We start from the raw sequence: 19,960 nt of genomic DNA, 5'->3' as shown, positions 1-19,960 counted from the left end.
TGATGTGGACAACCATGACAAAACGCAGAGTAAAACCAGAACATGTGCGACGTGAAGAAATCATGAACGCTGCACTCGACGTAATTTATGAAGTGGGGTTATCCAATACCACCATTGCACAAATTGCAAAAAAAGCCGAGCTGTCGACCGGCATTGTCAGCCATTACTTTGGCGACAAACAGGGGTTGATAAATACCTGTATGCAAGAAATGTTAAATGTTCTGCGTCGTAAAACCGAACAGTACAGAGCAGAAGCAGATTCGCATCCAGAGAGCCAGATTAAGGCCATTATCGACTCTAACTTTGACATTAGTCAGGTCAATGAAAAAGCAATGCGGGTCTGGTTGGACTTTTGGTCAGCAAGTATGCATGTACCAGACTTAAGCCGCTTACAAAAGATTAATGATCAACGCCTGTACTCCAACTTGAAATTTTATTTTCTTAAGTTAATGGATGAACAACAGGCCAGTGTTGCCGCTAGAGGTTTGGCAGCATTGATTGATGGATTATGGTTACGAGGCAGTTTAAGCCGTCATAACGAATTTGACAGCAATCTTGCTCGTTCCATTGCTTACGATTATGTACAAACGCAATTGCAATTTGCGAACAAGCCTTTGCAGGAGAGACAAAATGAGTGATGTACAAGTTCATCAATTGTATATCCATGGACGCTACGTTAAAGCAACCAGTGGTAAAACATTTAATAGTATTAACCCTGCCAACGGCGAGACAATCGCGACTCTTCAACAAGCTTCTGAACAAGATATTGAAGCTGCTGTACAAAGTGCCCAACAAGGACAAAAAATCTGGGCTGCCATGACTGCCATGGAACGTTCTCGTATTTTACGTCGTGCTGTCGACATTCTTCGTGAACGTAATGATGAGCTTGCCCGTCTTGAAACACTCGACACAGGTAAAGCTTTCAGCGAAACATCTACAGTCGATATTGTGACTGGCGCAGATGTACTCGAATACTACGCAGGACTTGCAACAGCTATTCAAGGCGAACAAGTTCCACTTCGCGAATCAAGTTTCTTTTATACACGCCGTGAACCGTTAGGTGTAGTTGCTGGTATTGGTGCTTGGAACTATCCAATTCAAATTGCTTTATGGAAATCTGCCCCTGCCCTTGCTGCGGGTAATGCCATGATTTTCAAACCAAGTGAAACCACTCCACTCACTGCATTTAAACTTGCAGAAATCTATACAGAAGCAGGCGTTCCAGACGGCGTATTTAACGTGGTGCAAGGTGCTGGCCGTGAAATTGGTCAGTGGCTCACTGAACATCCTGTGATTGAAAAAATCTCATTTACTGGTGGTGTGGAAACTGGCAAAAAAGTCATGGCAAGTGCTGCTGGCTCTACGCTAAAAGAAGTGACCATGGAACTCGGTGGTAAATCTCCACTGATTATTTGTGAAGATGCCGACCTGAACCGTGCAGCAGATATTGCAGTCATGGCGAACTTCTTTAGCTCAGGTCAGGTATGTACCAACGGTACGCGTGTATTTGTTCCAAAATCACTTCTAGCCGACTTTGAAAAAGCGGTTGTAGAACGTGTAAAACGTATTCGCATTGGCGACCCAATGGCTGAAGACACCAACTTCGGTCCACTCACTAGCTTCCCTCACATGGAAAAAGTGTTGTCTTTCATTGAGTCAGGCAAACAACAAGGCGCTAAAGTGTTAATTGGTGGTGGTCGTGCTACAGAAGGCGAACTTGCCAAAGGCGCTTATGTACTACCTACAGTATTTAGCGACTGCACTGACCAGATGGCTATTGTTCAAGAAGAGATTTTTGGACCTGTCATGAGCATCTTAAGCTATGAAACTGAAGAAGAAGTGATTCAACGTGCTAACGACACGACCTTTGGTTTAGCTGCCGGCGTAGTTACTCAAGACATCAGCCGTGCTCATCGTATTATTCACCAAATTGAAGCCGGTATTTGCTGGATTAACACGTGGGGTGAATCGCCTGCCGAGATGCCAGTCGGTGGCTATAAACAATCTGGTGTAGGCCGCGAAAATGGCTTGACCACGCTTGGGCACTATACCCGTATCAAATCTATTCAAGTTGAACTTGGCGATTATCAAAGTATTTTTTAATGCCTCCATCGCTTTAAACACTTCAACCTAAATCACATATGCCGAGCAGTCTTTATAGATTGCTCAGGCAAACTGTTAGTAAAAAAAGGATAGTTATGAATATTAAAGAATATGATTACATTATTATTGGCGCAGGATCTGCCGGAAATGTACTCGCTGCGCGTCTTACTGAAGACAAAGATACTACCGTTTTACTGCTAGAAGCAGGTGGACCGGATTATCGCTTGGATTTCCGTACACAAATGCCGGCAGCTTTGGCCTACCCTCTTCAAGGTCGTCGCTATAACTGGGCTTATTTAACTGACCCAGAGCCACACATGAACAACCGTCGTATGGAGTGTGGTCGTGGTAAAGGTTTAGGTGGCTCATCTTTAATTAATGGCATGTGCTATATTCGCGGTAATGCCATGGATTTAGAACAATGGTCAACGCATAAGGGCCTTGAAAACTGGTCTTATGCTGACTGTTTACCTTACTATAAAAAAGCCGAAACCCGTGACATTGGTGAAAATGACTACCATGGCGGCAATGGTCCTGTGTCCGTTGCTACCCCTAAAAATGGCAACAATGTGTTGTTCCATGCCATGGTTGAAGCTGGTGTACAAGCAGGTTACCCACGTACTGATGACTTAAATGGTTACCAACAAGAAGGCTTTGGTCCAATGGACCGTACAGTTACGCCTAAGGGTCGTCGCTCAAGCACTGCACGTGGTTATTTGGATATGGCAAAAGGTCGTCCAAACCTGACTATTTTGACTCATGCGACGACCAACAAAATCTTGTTTAATCAAAAGCAAGCCATTGGTGTTGAATACATTATTGGTGCTGACCAAAACAACTTGCAACGTGCATTGGTTAAACGCGAAGTCTTACTATGCTCAGGCGCAATTGCGTCACCACAAATTTTACAGCGTTCAGGTGTGGGTCAAAGTACCTTCTTAAAATCAATGGACATTGATGTGGTTCATGATTTGCCGGGTGTAGGTGAAAACCTGCAAGACCATCTAGAAATGTACTTACAATATAAATGTAAGCAACCCGTTTCTTTATACCCTGCTTTAAAATGGTATAACCAACCTGCGATTGGTGCCGAGTGGCTATTTAATGGTACAGGTATTGGTGCAAGTAACCAGTTTGAAGCAGGCGGATTTATCCGTAGTTCTGATGAGTTTACATGGCCAAACATCCAGTACCATTTCTTGCCAGTTGCCATTAACTACAACGGTAGTAATGCAGTGAAAGAACATGGTTTCCAAGCTCACGTCGGTTCAATGCGTTCGCCTTCACGCGGTCGTATCAAACTTAAATCGAAAGATCCATTTGAGCATCCAAGTATCTTGTTTAACTACATGTCGACTGAGCAAGACTGGCGCGAGTTCCGCGATGCAATTCGTATTACTCGTGAAATCATGCAGCAACCTGCGCTTGATCCATATCGTGGTGAAGAAATTAGTCCGGGCAAACATTTGCAAACAGATGCAGAGCTTGACGACTTTGTTCGTAACCATGCAGAAACAGCTTACCATCCGTCTTGTAGCTGTAAGATGGGTGAAGATGAAATGGCTGTTGTAGATGGTCAAGGTCGTGTACACGGTATGAAGGGTTTGCGTGTAGTTGATGCCTCAATTATGCCGCTGATTATTACCGGTAACTTAAATGCAACCACCATCATGATTGCCGAGAAAATTGCAGACCAAATTCGTGGACGCGAAGCGTTACCACGTTCAACTGCACCGTTCTATGTAGCATCATAAAATCTGAAAGGGCATATTTCTTATGCAGAGATATGCCCTTAATTTAATCTTTATAGAACCAATATTAATAAGAACAATGTATGACAGAAAATAAGCACTTACGAGCAGCTTATTTACATAAATAGGGTAAGAAATAAAAATTAATCAATTTTTATAGGAAAATATTCTTCAAATGATTTAACTTTAATCAAATTAAATTTATTAATTTAATTTCAAATACTTAAATAAAAATAATTAGCTTAAATTATCTTTTCAAAGCTCAATTTGATTAAATATAAATCATATTTATGATTTTGATGAACCCCATTTATTATAAAAATTGTCTTGTCAATGCAAAATTAGTCTAAAATATAGAGTGTTTGCGATAATCCCAAGTAATTTTTATTTTTTTCGAAGTTCTCTAATTTTGAGAATTTACTTTCGCATTTATATCCGTTTTGTCTGGATACGCTGTCTAGGTTTCCTCACACCTTAAGTGACTCAAATAACTTATTTTAAGGTCCCCCTTACATGAAAAAGTTTTTGAAATACCTTCTGGTATTAATCATTCTTATTCTAATTGCAGGTATTGTATTCTTGTTTAGACCAACAACGTCAAAACAAGTTGAAACTGCAAAAGATGAGCCAGTTGTTGATGCTGTTCTTGTTGGCGGCGGCATCATGAGTGCCACTCTCGGTACTTATTTCACTGAGCTTGAACCAAACTGGCAAATTCGTATGTATGAACGTCTTGACCAAGTTGCTCAAGAAAGTTCAAACGGCTTTAACAATGCCGGAACAGGCCACTCTGGCTTTATGGAAATGAACTATACCGAAGAGAAAAACGGTAAGATGGAAATTGCCAAAGCTGAAAAAGTTGCTTCTCAATTTGAAGTTGCTAAACAGTTCTGGTCATATCAGGTAAAACAAGGCGTTTTAGCTGAACCAAAATCATTCATTAATCCAGTTCCGCACATTGCTTTCGTTTGGGGCGATAACGTTCAATTCTTAGAAAAACGTTATGCTGCCATGATCCAAAGCCCGTTGTTCAAAGGTATGAAATTTACTGAAGACCCAGCTGTGATTAAACAATGGGCACCTTTAGTGATGAATGACCGAGACCCTAGTCAAAAAGTTGCAGCAACCCGTATGGATGTTGGCTCTGACGTGAACTATGGTTCAATCACTAAACAATTAGTGGGTCATTTAAATCAAAACCCGAATTTCAAATTACAGACATCAACTGAAGTGACTGGCATCAGCCAAAATGATGACAAAACTTGGACTGTGTCTTTCAAAAATTTGAAAACTGGTAAAGTAGATCACGTTAAAACACGTTTTGTATTTATCGGTGCAGGCGGTGCAGCAGTTAAATTATTGCAACTTACTGGTTTACCAGAAGCGAAACAATATGCTGGCTTCCCTGTTGGTGGTGAGTTCTTAATTACTGACAACCCAAAAATTACTGCTGAACACACAGCGAAAGTATATGGCCGTGCTGAACTTGGTGCTCCTCCAATGTCTGTACCACATATTGATACACGTTATATCGATGGTAAAAAATATGTATTGTTTGGCCCATTTGCAACGTATTCAAACAAGTTCCTGAAAAATGGTTCTCAGCTTGATTTACTGGCATCAACCAACAAAAACAACGTTTTACCAATGACCACTGTTGGTTTAGAGAACCTTGATCTTGTTAAATACTTGGTCAGCCAAGTCATGATGTCAGATGAAGACCGTCTAAATGAACTTCGTAAATACTACCCAGATGCGAAAGCTGAAGACTGGCGTTTAAGCCAAGGTGGTCAACGTGTTCAGATCATTAAGAAAGAACCGGGTAAACCAGCAACACTTCAATTCGGTACAGAAATCTTTGCGTCTAAAGATGGTGCTGTAACTGCATTGTTAGGTGCGTCGCCTGGTGCTTCGACTTCTCCATACATCATGCTTAACTTGCTTGAAAAAGCTTTCCCTGAGCAAACTGAAGGTAAGTGGAACCAGAAGCTTCATGAAATTGTAGTGTCTTATAAACAAGACTTAAGCAAAGATCCTGTGTTACTCGACAAAGTTCGTCAGTACACAAGTTCTACGCTTGGCTTGAACTATACATCTCCGTTCAAAGCTGCAAACGATGAAACTGCTGCTGCCCCAGTTGCAAAAGAAAACTAAGTTTGACGATGTATAAATAAAATTCCAAAAGGATGAATTTCGATTCGTCCTTTTGTTTTTTAAGCCCTCAGTTGAGATATTTAGATTCACTATGACGCCTTTAAACTCATCATCTCGCCTCTTGTCATTTGGTTTTAAGCTCGTGCTTGTTTTACTGCTGGCTTATCTTTTGGTAAGCGGTTTTTATATGTGGATGATTGGCGGCACAGCAATTTACATCGGCTCTGCAGTGTTACTTGTCATAACTGCCTTCTCTTTTAAGCTCGGTAAATATCAAAAGCTATGTTCTGTTTTAAATGTGCTGATGGGTGCAGCGGCGTTATATTTCAGTACTGCTCATTTATTTTTCTCCCCTGTTCAATTCTTTATATTTTTACCTGCCTTATTTTTTGTACTGTTAGCTTTTGCTCGCCTAGAAAAAGTTCGTCGCTTATCTAAAGTTTTAATATTCATCAGTTTATTAATTTGGTCAGGCATACACTTTATGCAGCTTGAACAGCTTAAAGCGTATTATAGAACGCAGCACACTGGCGAAAGTTGGCAACAATATGGCGCGTTATAAGATTATTTTTTAGTCTATATTTTCAAATAAATACGTAATCTTTTTCACATGAATTTCATCAGTAAAACTGAACATGATCTACAGAATTCCTTTTAAGAAAAAATATTCATAACAATCTAATTTATTTAGAAATATATCGAGCATATTCGCGATTGAATACGATCCATCTACACGCTAGATTAGCTGAATTATTTTTCTCCCTTTACGTTGTAATTTATGAAAATTTTAGATGGCGGTTTAGGCCGTGAATTGGCCCGTCGTGGCGCTCCATTTCGTCAACCAGAGTGGTCTGCGCTTGCACTCATTGAAGCACCAGAAACAGTAAAAGAAGTACATCTCGATTTTATTAACGCTGGTTCAGAAGTGATTACGACTAACAACTATGCTGTTGTGCCATTTCATATTGGACAAGAACGCTTTGAAACCGACGGTGTGCGTTTAATTAAAGTTGCAATTGAACAGGCAAAAAATGCAGTTAAAGAAAGCGGCAAAAATGTCAAAATCGCAGGCTGCTTACCACCATTATTTGGTTCTTACCGTGCCGACCTGTTCCAACCTGAACAGGCTAAAAGCCTTGCTGAGCCCATCATTAAAACATTGGCACCGGAAGTAGATTTTTGGCTAGCAGAAACCCAATCATGCTTAAAAGAAGTCGAAACAGTCCATGCGTTGTTACCACAAGATGGTAAGGACTATTGGGTGTCATTTACGCTGCAAGATGAGATTAAACAAGAACAAGCACTCCTTCGTTCTGGTGAAAATATGCAGCAAGTGGCTGAGTTCATCAAACAATCAAATGCCAAAGCAGTGTTGTTTAACTGCTGCCAACCTGAAGTGATCTTGCAAGCGATTAATGAAATTAAAGGACTTATTCCGGAGTCTGTACAAATTGGTGCTTATGCCAATGCTTTCCCACCGCAAGATGAAAGCGCTACTGCCAACGATGGTCTCGATGAAATTCGTAAAGACTTAGATGCTCCAGCTTATCTAGGTTTTGCTAAACAATGGCAGCAAGCAGGTGCAAGTTTAGTGGGCGGTTGTTGTGGTATCGGGCCAGAACACATTGCTGAACTTTCTCAATTTTTTAAAGAATAAATACCATGTCTGCTGCCAAAATTGGATTATTGTCTCTTACAGCGCTGGTCTTTAGTTCTATGGTGGGGTCAGGCGTCTTTAGCCTCCCCCAAAATATGGCTCAAGTTGCCAATGGTTCTGCCCTTCTAGTCGCATGGCTCATTACTGGGGTCGGTATTATTTTCTTGGCCCTCTCATTGTTGCATTTAACGCGTCAACGACCAGATCTTGACGGCGGTATTTATAACTATGCCCGAGAAGGCTTTGGGGACCTGATCGGGTTTTGCTCAGCGTGGGGCTATTGGTTGTGTACTACCATTGGTATTGTTGGTTATGTGGTGATTGCCTTTTCAGGCGTCGGCATGTTTACCGACAGCAAAGACCATATTATTTTTGGTGAAGGTAATACGCTCTATTCACTGATTGGCTCAAGCATTTTTGTATGGCTGGTACACTGGTTAGTGAGTCGAGGCATTAAAGAAGCTGCGATTGTGAATTTACTGGCAACCATTGCCAAAATCATTCCAATGGTGGTTTTCATCTTCTTTACCTTCATTGCCTTTAAGTTTGATCTATTCAAACTCAACTTACATGACTTTTCTTTGCAAGTTCCACTTTGGCAGCAAGTGAAAGACCTAATGTTGATTACCCTTTGGGTATTTACCGGTATTGAAGGTGCTGTAGTTTTATCATCGCGTGCAAAAAAACGTCATGACATTGGCAAAGCAACTATTTTAGGTGTTTTGCTGGCATTAAGTTTTTACGTGATGGTGACAGTGTTGGCTTATGGTGTGGCGAGTCGTGAAGCGCTTGCAGGCATGCATAACCCATCAATGGCGACCATTTTACAGCAACTGATCGGTTTGCCGGGTACCATCATTATTACCATCGGGTTGATTATTTCGGTTGCATCCTCTTACTTAAGTTGGACCTTATTTGCCACTGAAATTCCATTTTTGGCGGCAAAAAATGGTGCTTTCCCAAAATTATTTTTAAAGAATAATCAAAATAATGTACCGATTTCATCACTTTGGTTGACGACGCTTGTGGTACAAGGCTCACTCATTGCCGTGTATTTTTTCAATAAAAATTACACTCAACTTTTATTGATTTCATCAGTCATGATTTTGCTGCCTTATTTTCTGGTGTCAGCTTTTTACCTTAAAGAATCCATTCGCCATAAACGCACACCGCATATTGCGATTGCAAGTGTCGCTTCAATCTATGCGCTTTGGTTACTCTATGCCGCAGGACTAGACTTACTTCTGTTGTCTGGTGTGTTGTATTTGGTCGGCTTGGTTATTTTTTCAATCAGCTACTTTGAGCATAAAAAATCGCTCAAACAAAATCAGCTAAATTAATTATTTCAACCACTGTTGGCCCAGTTCAGCAGTGGTTTTCTAAGAATAAAACTCTCTACTTTGAAGGCTGCGACTGCTTTAAATGCAATCGTAAAATACGGCGTAATTCTAAAATTGCCTCAGGGCTAGTTTGAATCGAATGTCCACCTTTAATGATCAACTCCGACTGCTCCCCACCTAAATGCGAACTTTGATACGGCACAATTCCATCACTGCTTTTTAACTTATCTGGCGTGCCATGAATATTGCCCATAATCGAGTGATAAACCACTTGGGATGATGGTTGAATAGCTTGAGTCAACTGCATAAAGTTAGAAGAGCGACTTAAATTACTCGCCCCATTTTCAATTAAGCCTTTTCTGAGTTTGGTATTTTTCTCATCTCTCATTTCGACCGCAATAAAAAAGTCAGCCGGTAAACGAATAATACGGCGGGCAATTTGGGTAAACCATCGGTCAGCGTAGTCTGTACCATGATGCGGTGCCGAAACAAAAACAACTCGATTAAAATATGGCAAAGCCTTGAACTGAAAACGCTCACGAATTACCGGATTTTCTTTTAAACGATTTAACTGCGCTTCATTCATTTTTTTTATGGCTTGCTCTGAAATATCGGCATTACTCACCAGTAAACGGCTAATCACACCGCCCATACTATGCCCGACCAACACTGCATCGTGTGCCGCATAACTGTCTTTCGCAATGTTTTGAAAAGCCTGATTCAACAATGAATAAATCTGAAAACGACTTTCAAAAATCGGCATATTGGTTGAATAAAACACCTGCCAAACCTGATAGTTTTTCCTTAATTCAGCATCGCCCATAATGTCATTGGTTAGGCTCACCCATGCCTCTGGGCTACTTGCTAAACCATGAACAAACACAATAATTTTCTTATTTGGGTTAAAAGGTTCCAGCATATATAAATGCGGCATGATTAAATTGGCTTCTTTATTAATTAAAGACCAATAACCTGCCGCACCTAAATTATATTTCGACAACCAAAGCCCATAAGGAGCCGAATAGTTTGCAGTCAGTGGATAGTCCACACCTTCAATTTTTACACGGTCTTGTCGATATGGATCGAACATTGAAATTTCTAACTCTGCCCCAGCAATGACCTGATCGGCTGTGGCTTTTTGTTTTGGATATGCAATGGCAGTAGCTGGAAAGAAGCGTGGTAAGTGAATATTAGGATTGGCTTGGTGAGCATAAAAATTATCGGGGTCTAAAATGAAGCCGTGATTCACATCATTTTCTTTACGCCCAACAATAAACTCTGCCCCCAAACCATCCTTACGGTTAACGGTATTAAAACCAGAAAAGTTCATGTTATAGCTTGAGCGAAAAGTATCGACTTCTATTTTTTGTACATCTAACGCGTGGTCAAAATTGACGTGGTACTCATGCCCATCTGCTTTCAGCAATGGCGGAAAACGATGTGTATTTAAATGATTAAAATACGTGGTCATAAGCTTTGACAAGGCCACGTTATAAAAAATACGTACCTGATTTTGGCGATGGTCAAACACCCGATCAAACGGCGACTCTTCAGAATCAAATAAATAGACATAACTATAGCGCAAGCTTTTATCGAACAGCGCTAACTCTTGCTCAACGCAACTCTTACTTTTATTAATAACATGACACTGGCTACTACGCCCGACATCTAAAGCTTTTGCCAAGTAAATTTCACTCAGCGCAGCATAGCGTTCTTCTCGGCTACTATTTTCGGACAAGCTCTGAATTTTCTTTAAACAATCATCAAAATTTTGCAGGCAAGTTTTTTCATCTTCTTTGACCAAATACAGTAAGTTTTGGGTTTGATGACTTAAGGTGCCGTCGGTCAAAATACTTTCATTCTTACTTTTTAAAGCATTGCTTAAATTACTTTCTTTTAAATGAATGACCTGACAACCACTGAGCAAAGCCATTATTGTTATGATTGAATAATGGTAAGACTTTGTCATTCTGCCTTCCTTAATCGAATGTATTCCCCATCTGGTCATTATGCCTGTAAAGCAATGAACGAACAATTTCGACTCCGCTTCCGTTTTGCTTTATTACGAAAAAAAGCCTGAACTCATTTTAATTCAGGCTAATTTGTTATTTCTTCAAATTAAGCTTGGTTGAACTTTTGCTGTGAAGCTAAATAAGAGAAATACAAAATTGGTAAGATAAACGGCGCTACACTCCAGAAATCAAAATAGACATAGAGGATCGCTCCTAAGAAAGCACCAATCACAAAACCAATTACAATACTGGCACTTTTTAGAAAACTTGTTCGATTAGCTGCGTTATTGTTTTTAAGTAAGTTGGCAATATCAATCCCAAGCTGGGTAGTATTGCCTGTCATCATGGTACTTGGGCTAATATTTTTAATGAGGGTTTTACTTGAAGTATTACGAATAGCTAAGGCAATTAGACCGAGGCCACCCGTGATAGCAACGGTAATCGCATCGGCATTTTTAAATGGCTCAAAATAAAGCCCAGCAACCATAAAGGCAAAGAGAAAAATAGCTTCAAATAAAAATAAATAAGACAGTGTTTTGTGCTTAACCTGACTAAGGTCAATTAACAGTTTGGTGATCACCACTGTCAAAATAAATAGCGGGATTGCTGCGAGCTTTATCCATAACCCCGAGCCACCTTTAACCCATGCTGCCCCTGCCAACACTAAGTTTCCCGTCACATGCGCGGTGAAAAAGCCAAACAATGCAATAAAGCCAATAGTATCAATTGCTCCACCCACCATGGTGAGTAAAACAGGATCTCGACATATTGCCCAGGTACTTTCTGTGTCTTTTTTAATTGGGGTATCTGTCATTACACTTCCTATCAAATACTGGTTTTTTAATTAGAAATTTTTTGTCAGAAATTTAATATAAACTTCCGTCTTTATAACAACAGATCTTTATGTAAAAACCTAGCTATTCATTTTAAGACAGATTGTATTTACACAAGATACAATGTAATTAGCTTTTTTATTTTTAAAGCTAAGGTATTTTAAATGCATCTCTAAGATGCATTTAAAAAAGTTATCTGTCTGTTGAGCTTGTTCATAAGCATCAATAAACTGCGTTTGCGATATCTCTTGTTTAGGAATAATACAAATTGCTTTATTGAATTAAGTAGGTCGAACGATTCCTCTAGAGATAAAATAATTAGGTGCTTTACCATCATTGAGAATTGCTTGGAAGTCACTGGCTTCAGCAATAAAGCCACCGACTGAATCACAAACATAGTTTTCAAAATAGTAAATCACTTCTTTTGGTAAAGTACTTTTGCGATCTCTGCCTTTTATCACATCATACGGTCTTGCACCTTCTGGTACATAAACATTTAGGGCCTGACGAATATTTTCAAACAAGCCATCATTGAGTTTTGTTATAGCAGTGATTTTTTCTTTTCGGCCGATTCGCTCTCTCGTTTTACGATGAATAAAACGAGCATATCCACCTTCGCGTATCCATTGATGATATAACGCTATTTGGCTCTGCATTTGCTGTTCAAAAGAGGTTCCTCCTTTGACATATCCCATAAAATTATTTAAATCTTGTTGCCATTTGGAATCAAAAGCATAAAATCTTGTAAAAACTATTTTACGTTGCTTGGAAGCACTTAATTCATTCAGGGTAAAAAATTTTAATCCATAAGCACAGGCACGGTTATACATAGCATGTAAAGTAATACGAGACAAACCTAAAATACGTGCCTGTTCCATAGGCATATAACCTCCCCCGACATTAGAATGTACACCAGGGTAAACCTTTTGGTCATGAATAAGCCCTTTTACAGTATTTGCCGTAGGTTTACCTGTGGGAGTTAAAGGAAAAGACTGCCGCATTTCAAGAGACGCGACCAAGTGCATACTATGCTCTATATAGTCTTCAATACGTGTTCTATATAACTCAGGATTTTTATTTTGCCCAGCATTACCAATTGACTCTACTGTGTCAAAAATACCTAAAAAATTTGCTTTTAATGGTTTACCTCTATAAAACAATTTTTTGCTACTGCCTGCGCCTTGGGTAGTCACATTCGGGGCATGCTGTAACCAGTTCATAAAAATACGAGCTTCTGTTGCACCACGTGAGAACCCAAAAGCAGAAATATTGATTTCAGTAATTCCTTTTTGTTTATAAATATCATCCAAATAAGCAACTAACTCAAAAATAGCTTTCTGTAAACGTTGTTGTATACCTAATGCAACACCTAACCCCAAAGCTCCTTGTACACCTTTACCACTCTCGCTATAACCATGTTTACGCCACTCAGCATCGGTAATATCAATTTTTTTACCCTGTAAACCTCGTGCAGCAGCAGTTATTTTTGCTGAGTCCACTACTGAGTATTTATCAAACCTGAACTGTGTACCTAAACCTTCATAATAAAATTTTTGAATTCCATTTAATGGAGCCTGTTTATGAGCTTCAAAAAGAGCGACTACATTGCTTTGGTTTAAAGTTGCCGCATCAACATCTTTATTATTTCCTGTACCATCAAAAAAGAAACTGACCCAAACCGGCACACGACAGGTTTTACAGGGGCTTTCTGTAGCCTTACCATCTTTTGCTAAAACTTTGGCAGCTATAAGCATATCTCTCACGGAACGGGTTTCATTTTGTATTGCTTGAGTCATAACTGTTGTCTTGATATTTATAAAATTTCAATCGGGATACTCTATTCGAGCTGCTTCATTTTCCGAGATAGTGCTCCACATTTCAGGAGAGTCCAATACAATCTTTTTAGCCTTTTCACCCAAAGCTTTATCAAATAAATCTTTACGTGGACTTGGCCAACGCATTGAAACCTCTATTACCCCCGTATTATTTGGAAAATAATGTAAAACCGCAAAAGAACGGGGAGTATCTTTGAGGTTTTCTACAGGAACTTTAATATGGTACTGCTTATAACCATCACCCCGATCTGTATAAAAGCTTACGTCGGCAGTATTACTGTTTGCCACTAAATGAACACAACAAGCTGATCCTGAACCACCTACACTACCTAATCGTTCTGCTCCATCAGCAATAGTACTTCCTTTACCATTGACCTGAATTTCGCCAAGCCCCTCCGTACTATAGTTATAAACCATAAATGTTAAATCGACCGTTTCGGCCTGACAGGCAACCATTAGCGGCAATATTGCTGCCGACAGTATTAATTTCAAAATATTCTTCATTATTTCATTCCAATTTGTCGTATTTAATCTGGATACTCTATTCGGGCTGCTACATTTTCAGGAATCGTATTCCACATTGTTGGAGAATCTAACTGAATATTTTTTGCTTTATTCCCTAGTGCTTTATCAAATAAATCCTTACGGAAACTTGGTCTACGCATTGAGACCTCAATTACCCCTGTATTATTTGGGAAATAATGTAAAACTGCATATGATTGGGGAGTGTCTTTGAGGTTTTCTACGAGAACTTTAATATGGTACTGCTTATAGCCATCGCCTTGATCAGTATAAAAGCTTACATCGGCAGTATCACTGTTTGCTATTAAATGAACACAACAAGCTGTTCCAGCCTCTCCTACACTGCCTAATCGTTCTGCTCCATCAGCAATCGTACTTCCCTTACCGTTGACCTGAATTTCGCCAAGCCCCTCCGTACTATAGTTATAAACTAAGAAAGTTAAGTCGACCGTTTCCGCCTGACAGGCAACCATGAACGGAAGTATTGCTGCACAACATAATATTTTTAGAGGTTTTATCAATGTATGATCTCTGTAATAAATATATTTAGACTTGAACTTCTTGATATCTTTTATACCAATCGTCCAGCTCTTCTAAATCAATTTCATCAGTCGTTTTTTGAAAACTCATTGCTGTCATTTGAGTTTTATTTAAAGCTTTTTTAAAAGGCCCTTCGGCAAGAAAGAACTCACCAAATTTGTGATATAAAGTACTAAATAAAATTTCATCTTCAAAACTGATCAACTGTTGTTTTTTAGCCTCTTTAAGCAAGTTTATTGCTATTTCATAGAGCTGATAAAAAGGTAACTCTTTTAAATTTTCATCATATTCTTTTAATAGAGGCATTAGTCGCATTGGTTTAAGATTAATATTAATCTCTTTAAACTCATCCTCTGAAAAACTTAATGTCGTAAGAATGGAGCGATTGGTTGGAACATTATCTAAACGATGAAAAGTATTATCAATATTTTGCCAAATCCAATAGTTAATTTTAAATGATAAGATTTTTCTCCATTTCAATTCATTTACTACACTTACCGTTGCATGAAAAGCAAAATTGTCTTGAAATCGAAATAAAGCACTTTTTCCATTAGGTTGCTTAATTTCCATAAGTTCATCAAGATGTTCTTTAATTTGTTCAATTTCAAAATAAGAATTGAAGAAATTTAGCCCACCTTGGTCTCTAATGTTTTTAATTAGCTCAATATTTTTAATACATTCTTCGTGAGTAAAAGAATAAAGTAGTGCTCCATTTTCTTGTAGATTTTCAGAAAAATCTGAGTAGAGGTTTATTTTCTGCCCACCATCAAATGGAAAATCCTTACAAAAGCTATCCACACCTGAAAAAGAACTACTATCGATTAAAAAATAATAAAAGCTTTCATCAACCTCTTCTGTAGGTGCAAATATATTTTCCAACAAATCTGGCGATTGAGTAAAAATTTCCATGACTATCCCTCAAAACCAATGAAGGCTTCATGTGATTCACTCGCGTTCTTCATACAACTCGCAGTTTTCTCTTTAAATGACCACGTTAGTTTTGGTAAGTCAGCTTTTGCACCACTCAAAAATACATGCTGCCCTGCTTTAACCTCAAATTTTCCAGTAGTGGTAATAAATACACCGCTTCCATTGATTTTGATTTGAGACGCGTTAGCAGTTAAAGTAATTTCTTCTGGCGAAGTGAGTTCAATATTGGATTTAACAGACAAAATTTTAACAACCTCATTCGCAATCATTTCAATTGATTTTTCATGAGTTTGTATTTCTAACTTTCCTTTGGCACTAATAATTTGCATAAGGTCTTCATAAGAAAAAAGACTTAATTTCTTTTGACTTGCTAAAACCGTATTTTGATCACTCATCAAATTAATATTTTCTTTAGCTGAAATATGGGTATTTGACTGACTTTGAAGAAGAATATTTTTAGATGAGTTTAAGGTAATATCTGCTGGACTCGTTAGAATAATAATCGCTTCCTTTAACGTTTGAACTTCAGCCTCTTTACCTGCTGCCTCTAAAGCCTCAATACTTTTTGTCAATGTCGCTAAAGCATCTAGTGCCATGACTTTATGTTCTTTTACATTATCTTCTAGAACTGTATTCCATTCTTTATGTGTTTTTAAATCAGCAATCGTCTGCTCTAGATTAAGCGCATCATGAGCTGCATTTTTTTGTTTATATGTTGAAATCAGTAAACCGTCACCTGCGCGTACAGCTCCCCATTGATCAGTTCTAAGTTCAAAGCCTTCTCCCCGGCCTTCGCTTGTAGCGCCGTCTTTAGGATGACTTAAGTTACCTAGATTTAACTGACTCGCCCCATGGCTACTATGGAGCTGAGTACTAATTTGCCCAGTCGTATCATCAAACCGAAGTTGGTTAAAACCAGACCCACTTACTTCTTTAGTACGAATACCACTTAACTTTTTGGTATCCGGTAGCTGGCCTTTAATATCAAATTTGGTGGGTGACCGTTGCCCTTCATGGACTCGCCCTGTAACAAATGGACGATCAATATTTCCATCAAAAAAGTCAATTACAACGATTTCACCCACTCGTGGCAAAAAGCGTGCACCGTATCCTTCCCCTGCCCATGGAGTTAATACATCTACCCAAGCCGAGTCAGTATCATTGTCATTGCTTCCTGCACCTCCATCATGTTGATGGTCATCGGTACGGGTGAATAAAAAACGAACCTTGATACGTCCCCATTCATCTACATGAATTTCTTCTCCATCTAAACCCACTACTTTGGCCCGTTGCACATGGGCCGAGGGACGATGTATTAATGGGTCAAACTCTGGAACAATATCGATATAACGGCGTACAACCATGAGTTCATTGGCTTGTCGTTCTTGCGCTCGATCATGGCTGACTTGCCAATGGCTCAAACTTAATAGTTGCTCAACTTGATCACGTATATCTTTAGGCAGGTTATTCTGGTTATAAAACCGCTTACTTAAAATCAAAAATTCTTTATCAGAAATTTCATGATTTCTTTCAAGTTCAGGGTGTTCATTTAACTGAAACCAATAACCAACTTGAGCATCCCGTACACTACTTTGAGCAATAAAATATTTTGCCTGTAAAGCTTGATATTGATTTAATTGTTTATTTAGTTTTTCAATCTGACTATTGCTTGAAATAGTTGCCTGATCTTCTCCATTTAGATCCGCAATCCAAGCAGGTGACATTGTCCATGCCTGTTCAAGACTTAAACTTTCATTATCACGCTGTGAACTATGCTGATGTGCACTTAAAACACTGCCACTTGCATCTTCTTGACTTAAATTATCCGCTTGCCAACGTTGAAGATGGATTGCGGTGGGTTGCAACTGTCTTTGTGCAATAAAACTAGTAATACTGTCATTTTGTTCAGTTGCATTGCTTCTATGGTAGCGAATAGCTCGGCGCTCTAAGATTTTATACTCATGATTATGATCAATAAGACGTAATTTTTGAGGCTCAATCGTCTGACTGTTGCTCAAGACCATAGCCTCTGATTCATCAACTAACCAGTTGATACCCTCTTCCCGCATGAGACGGGTTAAATATGCATAATCACTTTCATTTGACTGCATAGAAAAAGGGCGAACATCATAATTCTTCGTTAAGCCACTGCTATCTATTTGTAAACTCGCAGCAAATAAGGGGCTTTTGTTTTGCCATTCTTTAAAAATAATCTCAATTATTTCTACCACACTTTTGTTCATAAACACTCGACTATTACGTCGTTTGTGCCATAAACTGGTCGCATCTTGCATAGTCAGTTTATATAAGCAAAGAGCGCCATCGCTTTGCCCTTGACTCGCCCCTGTAATAATTCCTGTCGTTCTAAATAATTTACCCGAATCTGTTACTTGTTCTACTGCAACCTGACAACCAATAAATTGTTTTAAAGAAATATAAGGATTTGTTGATAAGCAAATAAGCTCCGCAGAGAGACCTTCATTAATTGCATGAAAACCATCAATACGTTGTAAAAAAACCTGATTATTTATTTCAGGATTAGTAAAATAAATATGTAGTGCCCGTTTTTGTGAAGCAAAACCAATTTTGTCTAAGAAATCAAAGATATTATTTAACACTGTTATTTTAACCACAAATGATCCATTTTATTTTAACAAATAGATCCAACACACTCAAACAAAGAAGCTTATAGATTTTTAATAAACTTAAATATAATCAACAAAATAAATAGAATAATATTTTGTATTTAAAAGTTATTTTAAAATAATTTTCTTGTCTTATTTATAATTATGATGTGTAAGATATATTATTTTTACTTAATAATATTTATGTATTTCTAAAACCTACATGACGTATTCAGTTAGAAATTTTAATGTCAAATCAATTTGACCTCTAAAACTGTTCTAACTATGATGAAGCCACTAGTTGACATCAACTGGTTTTGGATCTGAAAAAGTTATGCCAAAATATGGATAATCAATAACAACAATCTCGAGTAGATATATGTCACTTTATAATTTTTCAGTTTTTTTAGGGGGATTATTATTTGTATCTGTTGCCTTCGCGGGTCAAAAAAACAGTCCTTATCGTGATTTCTATCTGAAATGTATCGCGGCTGGTCATAGCCGTGCAAGCTGTACATGCATTTATCATCGTTTAGAACGCCAATACTCCCCTAAACTCATGCATAAACTTGGAAGTTTGAGTTTACAAAGCCCTGAAATACCGCGCGATTTTGTAAAGTCCATGAGACGTACTATGCAACAGTGCCAGCCATAAATTTACAGGTTGATTAAAGCAAATCAGCCAAATTCCTAATTTCTTCCATCACCGCCTTACACGCAGGCGTTAAATAGCCGTGCTTAGAAATAGACAAAGATATATAGCGCTTGAGCGCGGGATTAATAATTTTTGCGGCTTGAATTGGGGTGTATTGGCTGGCTTTTTTTAACGCTTGCGGCCCCAGCATGGTGTACATGCGAGACTCGGAAACCAAATGGGTTTGTAAACTAATCGAGTCAGCTTCAAACACAATATTTAGCTCTACCCCATTTTCATAGGCCATGTGGTCTAAAAAGTTTCGCCAGTTACTTGGCCTGCAAAACGTGACCAGTGGTAACTGACTTACCTCTTTAAAGTCGACTTCATTGGCCTGAGTTAACTCATCACCTTCGCAGCCGACTAAATAAGTATCGGCTTCGGTAAGGTAAACATCGCCTTGTTTAGGTGTCGGGTTAAAGCGATAAAGTATGGCTAAATCGACGCTGCCATCTTCAAGCCATTTTTCCAAATGCACCCCTTGCCCTTCACGCACCGACAGTTTAATTAAGGGATATTTCTCTTGAAGCACTTTATACAACGTTGATAACAATGGATGTGCAGTAGACGGCAAACTGGCAATGCGAACCGTCCCGATCGGTGTATCGGTCGAGTGCAAAATTTCATTATTAAGTTGGTCAGTTACGTTCAGCCATGAACGAATTTTAGGAAGTAAATGCTGACCTAAATCGGTGAGTTCGACGCCACGTCCAGTTCGGTTAAATAAACGACCACCACATTGCGCTTCAAGCTCATTCATTTGCCGACTGATTTGTGGTTGGTTGGTGTTATGCAACATGGCAACTTTGCTTAAGCTACCGAGTTCCACCGCGTCTAAAAATATTTTCCATAATTCATAATTCATCGATTCTTCCTAAATCGTAAATAGGCAGCATTTTGAGCCATACATTTTCAGTATAACTGAAATTCAAGAATTGGTAATTCCTACATAGCTCACCTATTTC

General features: G+C 38.8%; 16 protein-coding genes. 8 read left to right on the top strand and 8 right to left on the bottom strand.

The window, feature by feature from the left end:
* Nucleotides 1-14 precede the first annotated feature (14 nt).
* The 7 genes from betI (at nt 15) to JGE69_RS00330 (ending at nt 9,005) form a co-directional block, all read left to right on the top strand.
* A complete protein-coding gene (gene betI / locus JGE69_RS00360; RefSeq protein ID WP_005070763.1) occupies nt 15-638 on the top strand; it encodes a transcriptional regulator BetI in 624 nt (207 codons plus the stop codon).
* The gene (gene betB / locus JGE69_RS00355) at nt 631-2,103 is read left to right on the top strand and encodes a betaine-aldehyde dehydrogenase (protein ID WP_075382446.1); all 1,473 of its coding nucleotides are present in this window, start codon (nt 631-633) and stop codon (nt 2,101-2,103) included. Before betI ends, betB begins: the two co-directional genes overlap by 8 nt.
* Nucleotides 2,104-2,198: 95 nt before the next feature.
* Nucleotides 2,199-3,857 (top strand): choline dehydrogenase, encoded by a 1,659-nt coding sequence (gene betA / locus JGE69_RS00350; protein WP_199111791.1) that lies wholly within the window; start codon nt 2,199-2,201, stop codon nt 3,855-3,857.
* A gap of 510 nt (nt 3,858-4,367) precedes the next feature.
* On the top strand, nt 4,368-6,008 hold the full coding sequence (mqo, locus tag JGE69_RS00345) for a malate dehydrogenase (quinone) (RefSeq protein ID WP_199111790.1): 1,641 nt from the start codon (nt 4,368-4,370) through the stop codon (nt 6,006-6,008).
* 91 nt (nt 6,009-6,099) lie between these two features.
* Nucleotides 6,100-6,570 carry a hypothetical protein gene (locus JGE69_RS00340; protein WP_199111789.1) on the top strand — a complete coding sequence of 157 codons (471 nt, stop codon included), beginning with the start codon at nt 6,100-6,102 and terminating at the stop codon, nt 6,568-6,570.
* A gap of 216 nt (nt 6,571-6,786) precedes the next feature.
* A complete protein-coding gene (locus JGE69_RS00335; RefSeq protein WP_104075123.1) occupies nt 6,787-7,665 on the top strand; it encodes a homocysteine S-methyltransferase family protein in 879 nt (292 codons plus the stop codon).
* Between the two features lie 5 nt (nt 7,666-7,670).
* Nucleotides 7,671-9,005, top strand: a complete 1,335-nt coding sequence (locus JGE69_RS00330) for a basic amino acid/polyamine antiporter (protein ID WP_002117544.1) — start codon at nt 7,671-7,673, stop codon at nt 9,003-9,005.
* 55 nt (nt 9,006-9,060) lie between these two features.
* Here JGE69_RS00330 and JGE69_RS00325 read toward each other — a convergent pair whose 3' ends face one another.
* The 7 genes from JGE69_RS00325 to JGE69_RS00295 all read right to left on the bottom strand — a co-directional run bounded on the left by JGE69_RS00325 (nt 9,061) and on the right by JGE69_RS00295 (nt 18,295).
* The gene (locus JGE69_RS00325) at nt 9,061-10,974 is read right to left on the bottom strand and encodes an esterase/lipase family protein (RefSeq protein ID WP_199111788.1); all 1,914 of its coding nucleotides are present in this window, start codon (nt 10,972-10,974) and stop codon (nt 9,061-9,063) included.
* Between the two features lie 149 nt (nt 10,975-11,123).
* Nucleotides 11,124-11,831: a YoaK family protein gene (locus JGE69_RS00320; protein ID WP_063098284.1), complete on the bottom strand. Its 708-nt coding sequence runs from the start codon at nt 11,829-11,831 to the stop codon at nt 11,124-11,126.
* A 300-nt stretch (nt 11,832-12,131) separates the two neighbouring features.
* A complete protein-coding gene (locus JGE69_RS00315; protein ID WP_063098283.1) occupies nt 12,132-13,646 on the bottom strand; it encodes a T6SS phospholipase effector Tle1-like catalytic domain-containing protein in 1,515 nt (504 codons plus the stop codon).
* A 27-nt stretch (nt 13,647-13,673) separates the two neighbouring features.
* Nucleotides 13,674-14,189 (bottom strand): DUF3304 domain-containing protein, encoded by a 516-nt coding sequence (locus JGE69_RS00310; protein ID WP_060465378.1) that lies wholly within the window; start codon nt 14,187-14,189, stop codon nt 13,674-13,676.
* A gap of 23 nt (nt 14,190-14,212) precedes the next feature.
* Nucleotides 14,213-14,680, bottom strand: coding sequence for a DUF3304 domain-containing protein (locus JGE69_RS00305; RefSeq protein ID WP_060465377.1), 468 nt, complete (start codon nt 14,678-14,680; stop codon nt 14,213-14,215).
* A gap of 73 nt (nt 14,681-14,753) precedes the next feature.
* Nucleotides 14,754-15,656, bottom strand: a complete 903-nt coding sequence (locus tag JGE69_RS00300) for a DUF4123 domain-containing protein (RefSeq protein WP_063098282.1) — start codon at nt 15,654-15,656, stop codon at nt 14,754-14,756.
* Between the two features lie 2 nt (nt 15,657-15,658).
* Nucleotides 15,659-18,295, bottom strand: a complete 2,637-nt coding sequence (locus JGE69_RS00295) for a type VI secretion system Vgr family protein (RefSeq protein WP_069123464.1) — start codon at nt 18,293-18,295, stop codon at nt 15,659-15,661.
* A 385-nt stretch (nt 18,296-18,680) separates the two neighbouring features.
* On the opposite strand from JGE69_RS00295, the gene JGE69_RS00290 reads away from it, so the two are divergent.
* Nucleotides 18,681-18,956 (top strand): hypothetical protein, encoded by a 276-nt coding sequence (locus JGE69_RS00290; RefSeq protein ID WP_063098281.1) that lies wholly within the window; start codon nt 18,681-18,683, stop codon nt 18,954-18,956.
* A 13-nt stretch (nt 18,957-18,969) separates the two neighbouring features.
* Here JGE69_RS00290 and JGE69_RS00285 read toward each other — a convergent pair whose 3' ends face one another.
* Complete coding sequence (locus JGE69_RS00285) at nt 18,970-19,860, bottom strand: LysR family transcriptional regulator (RefSeq protein WP_199111787.1); 891 nt, start codon at nt 19,858-19,860, stop codon at nt 18,970-18,972.
* Nucleotides 19,861-19,960 lie beyond the last annotated feature (100 nt).

It is taken from the genome of Acinetobacter sp. C13 (assembly GCF_016809775.1).
Classification (GTDB): domain Bacteria; phylum Pseudomonadota; class Gammaproteobacteria; order Pseudomonadales; family Moraxellaceae; genus Acinetobacter; species Acinetobacter pittii.
The sequence above is the reverse complement of the archived record's forward strand: the minus strand, read 5'-3'. Positions and strand labels throughout refer to the sequence as shown.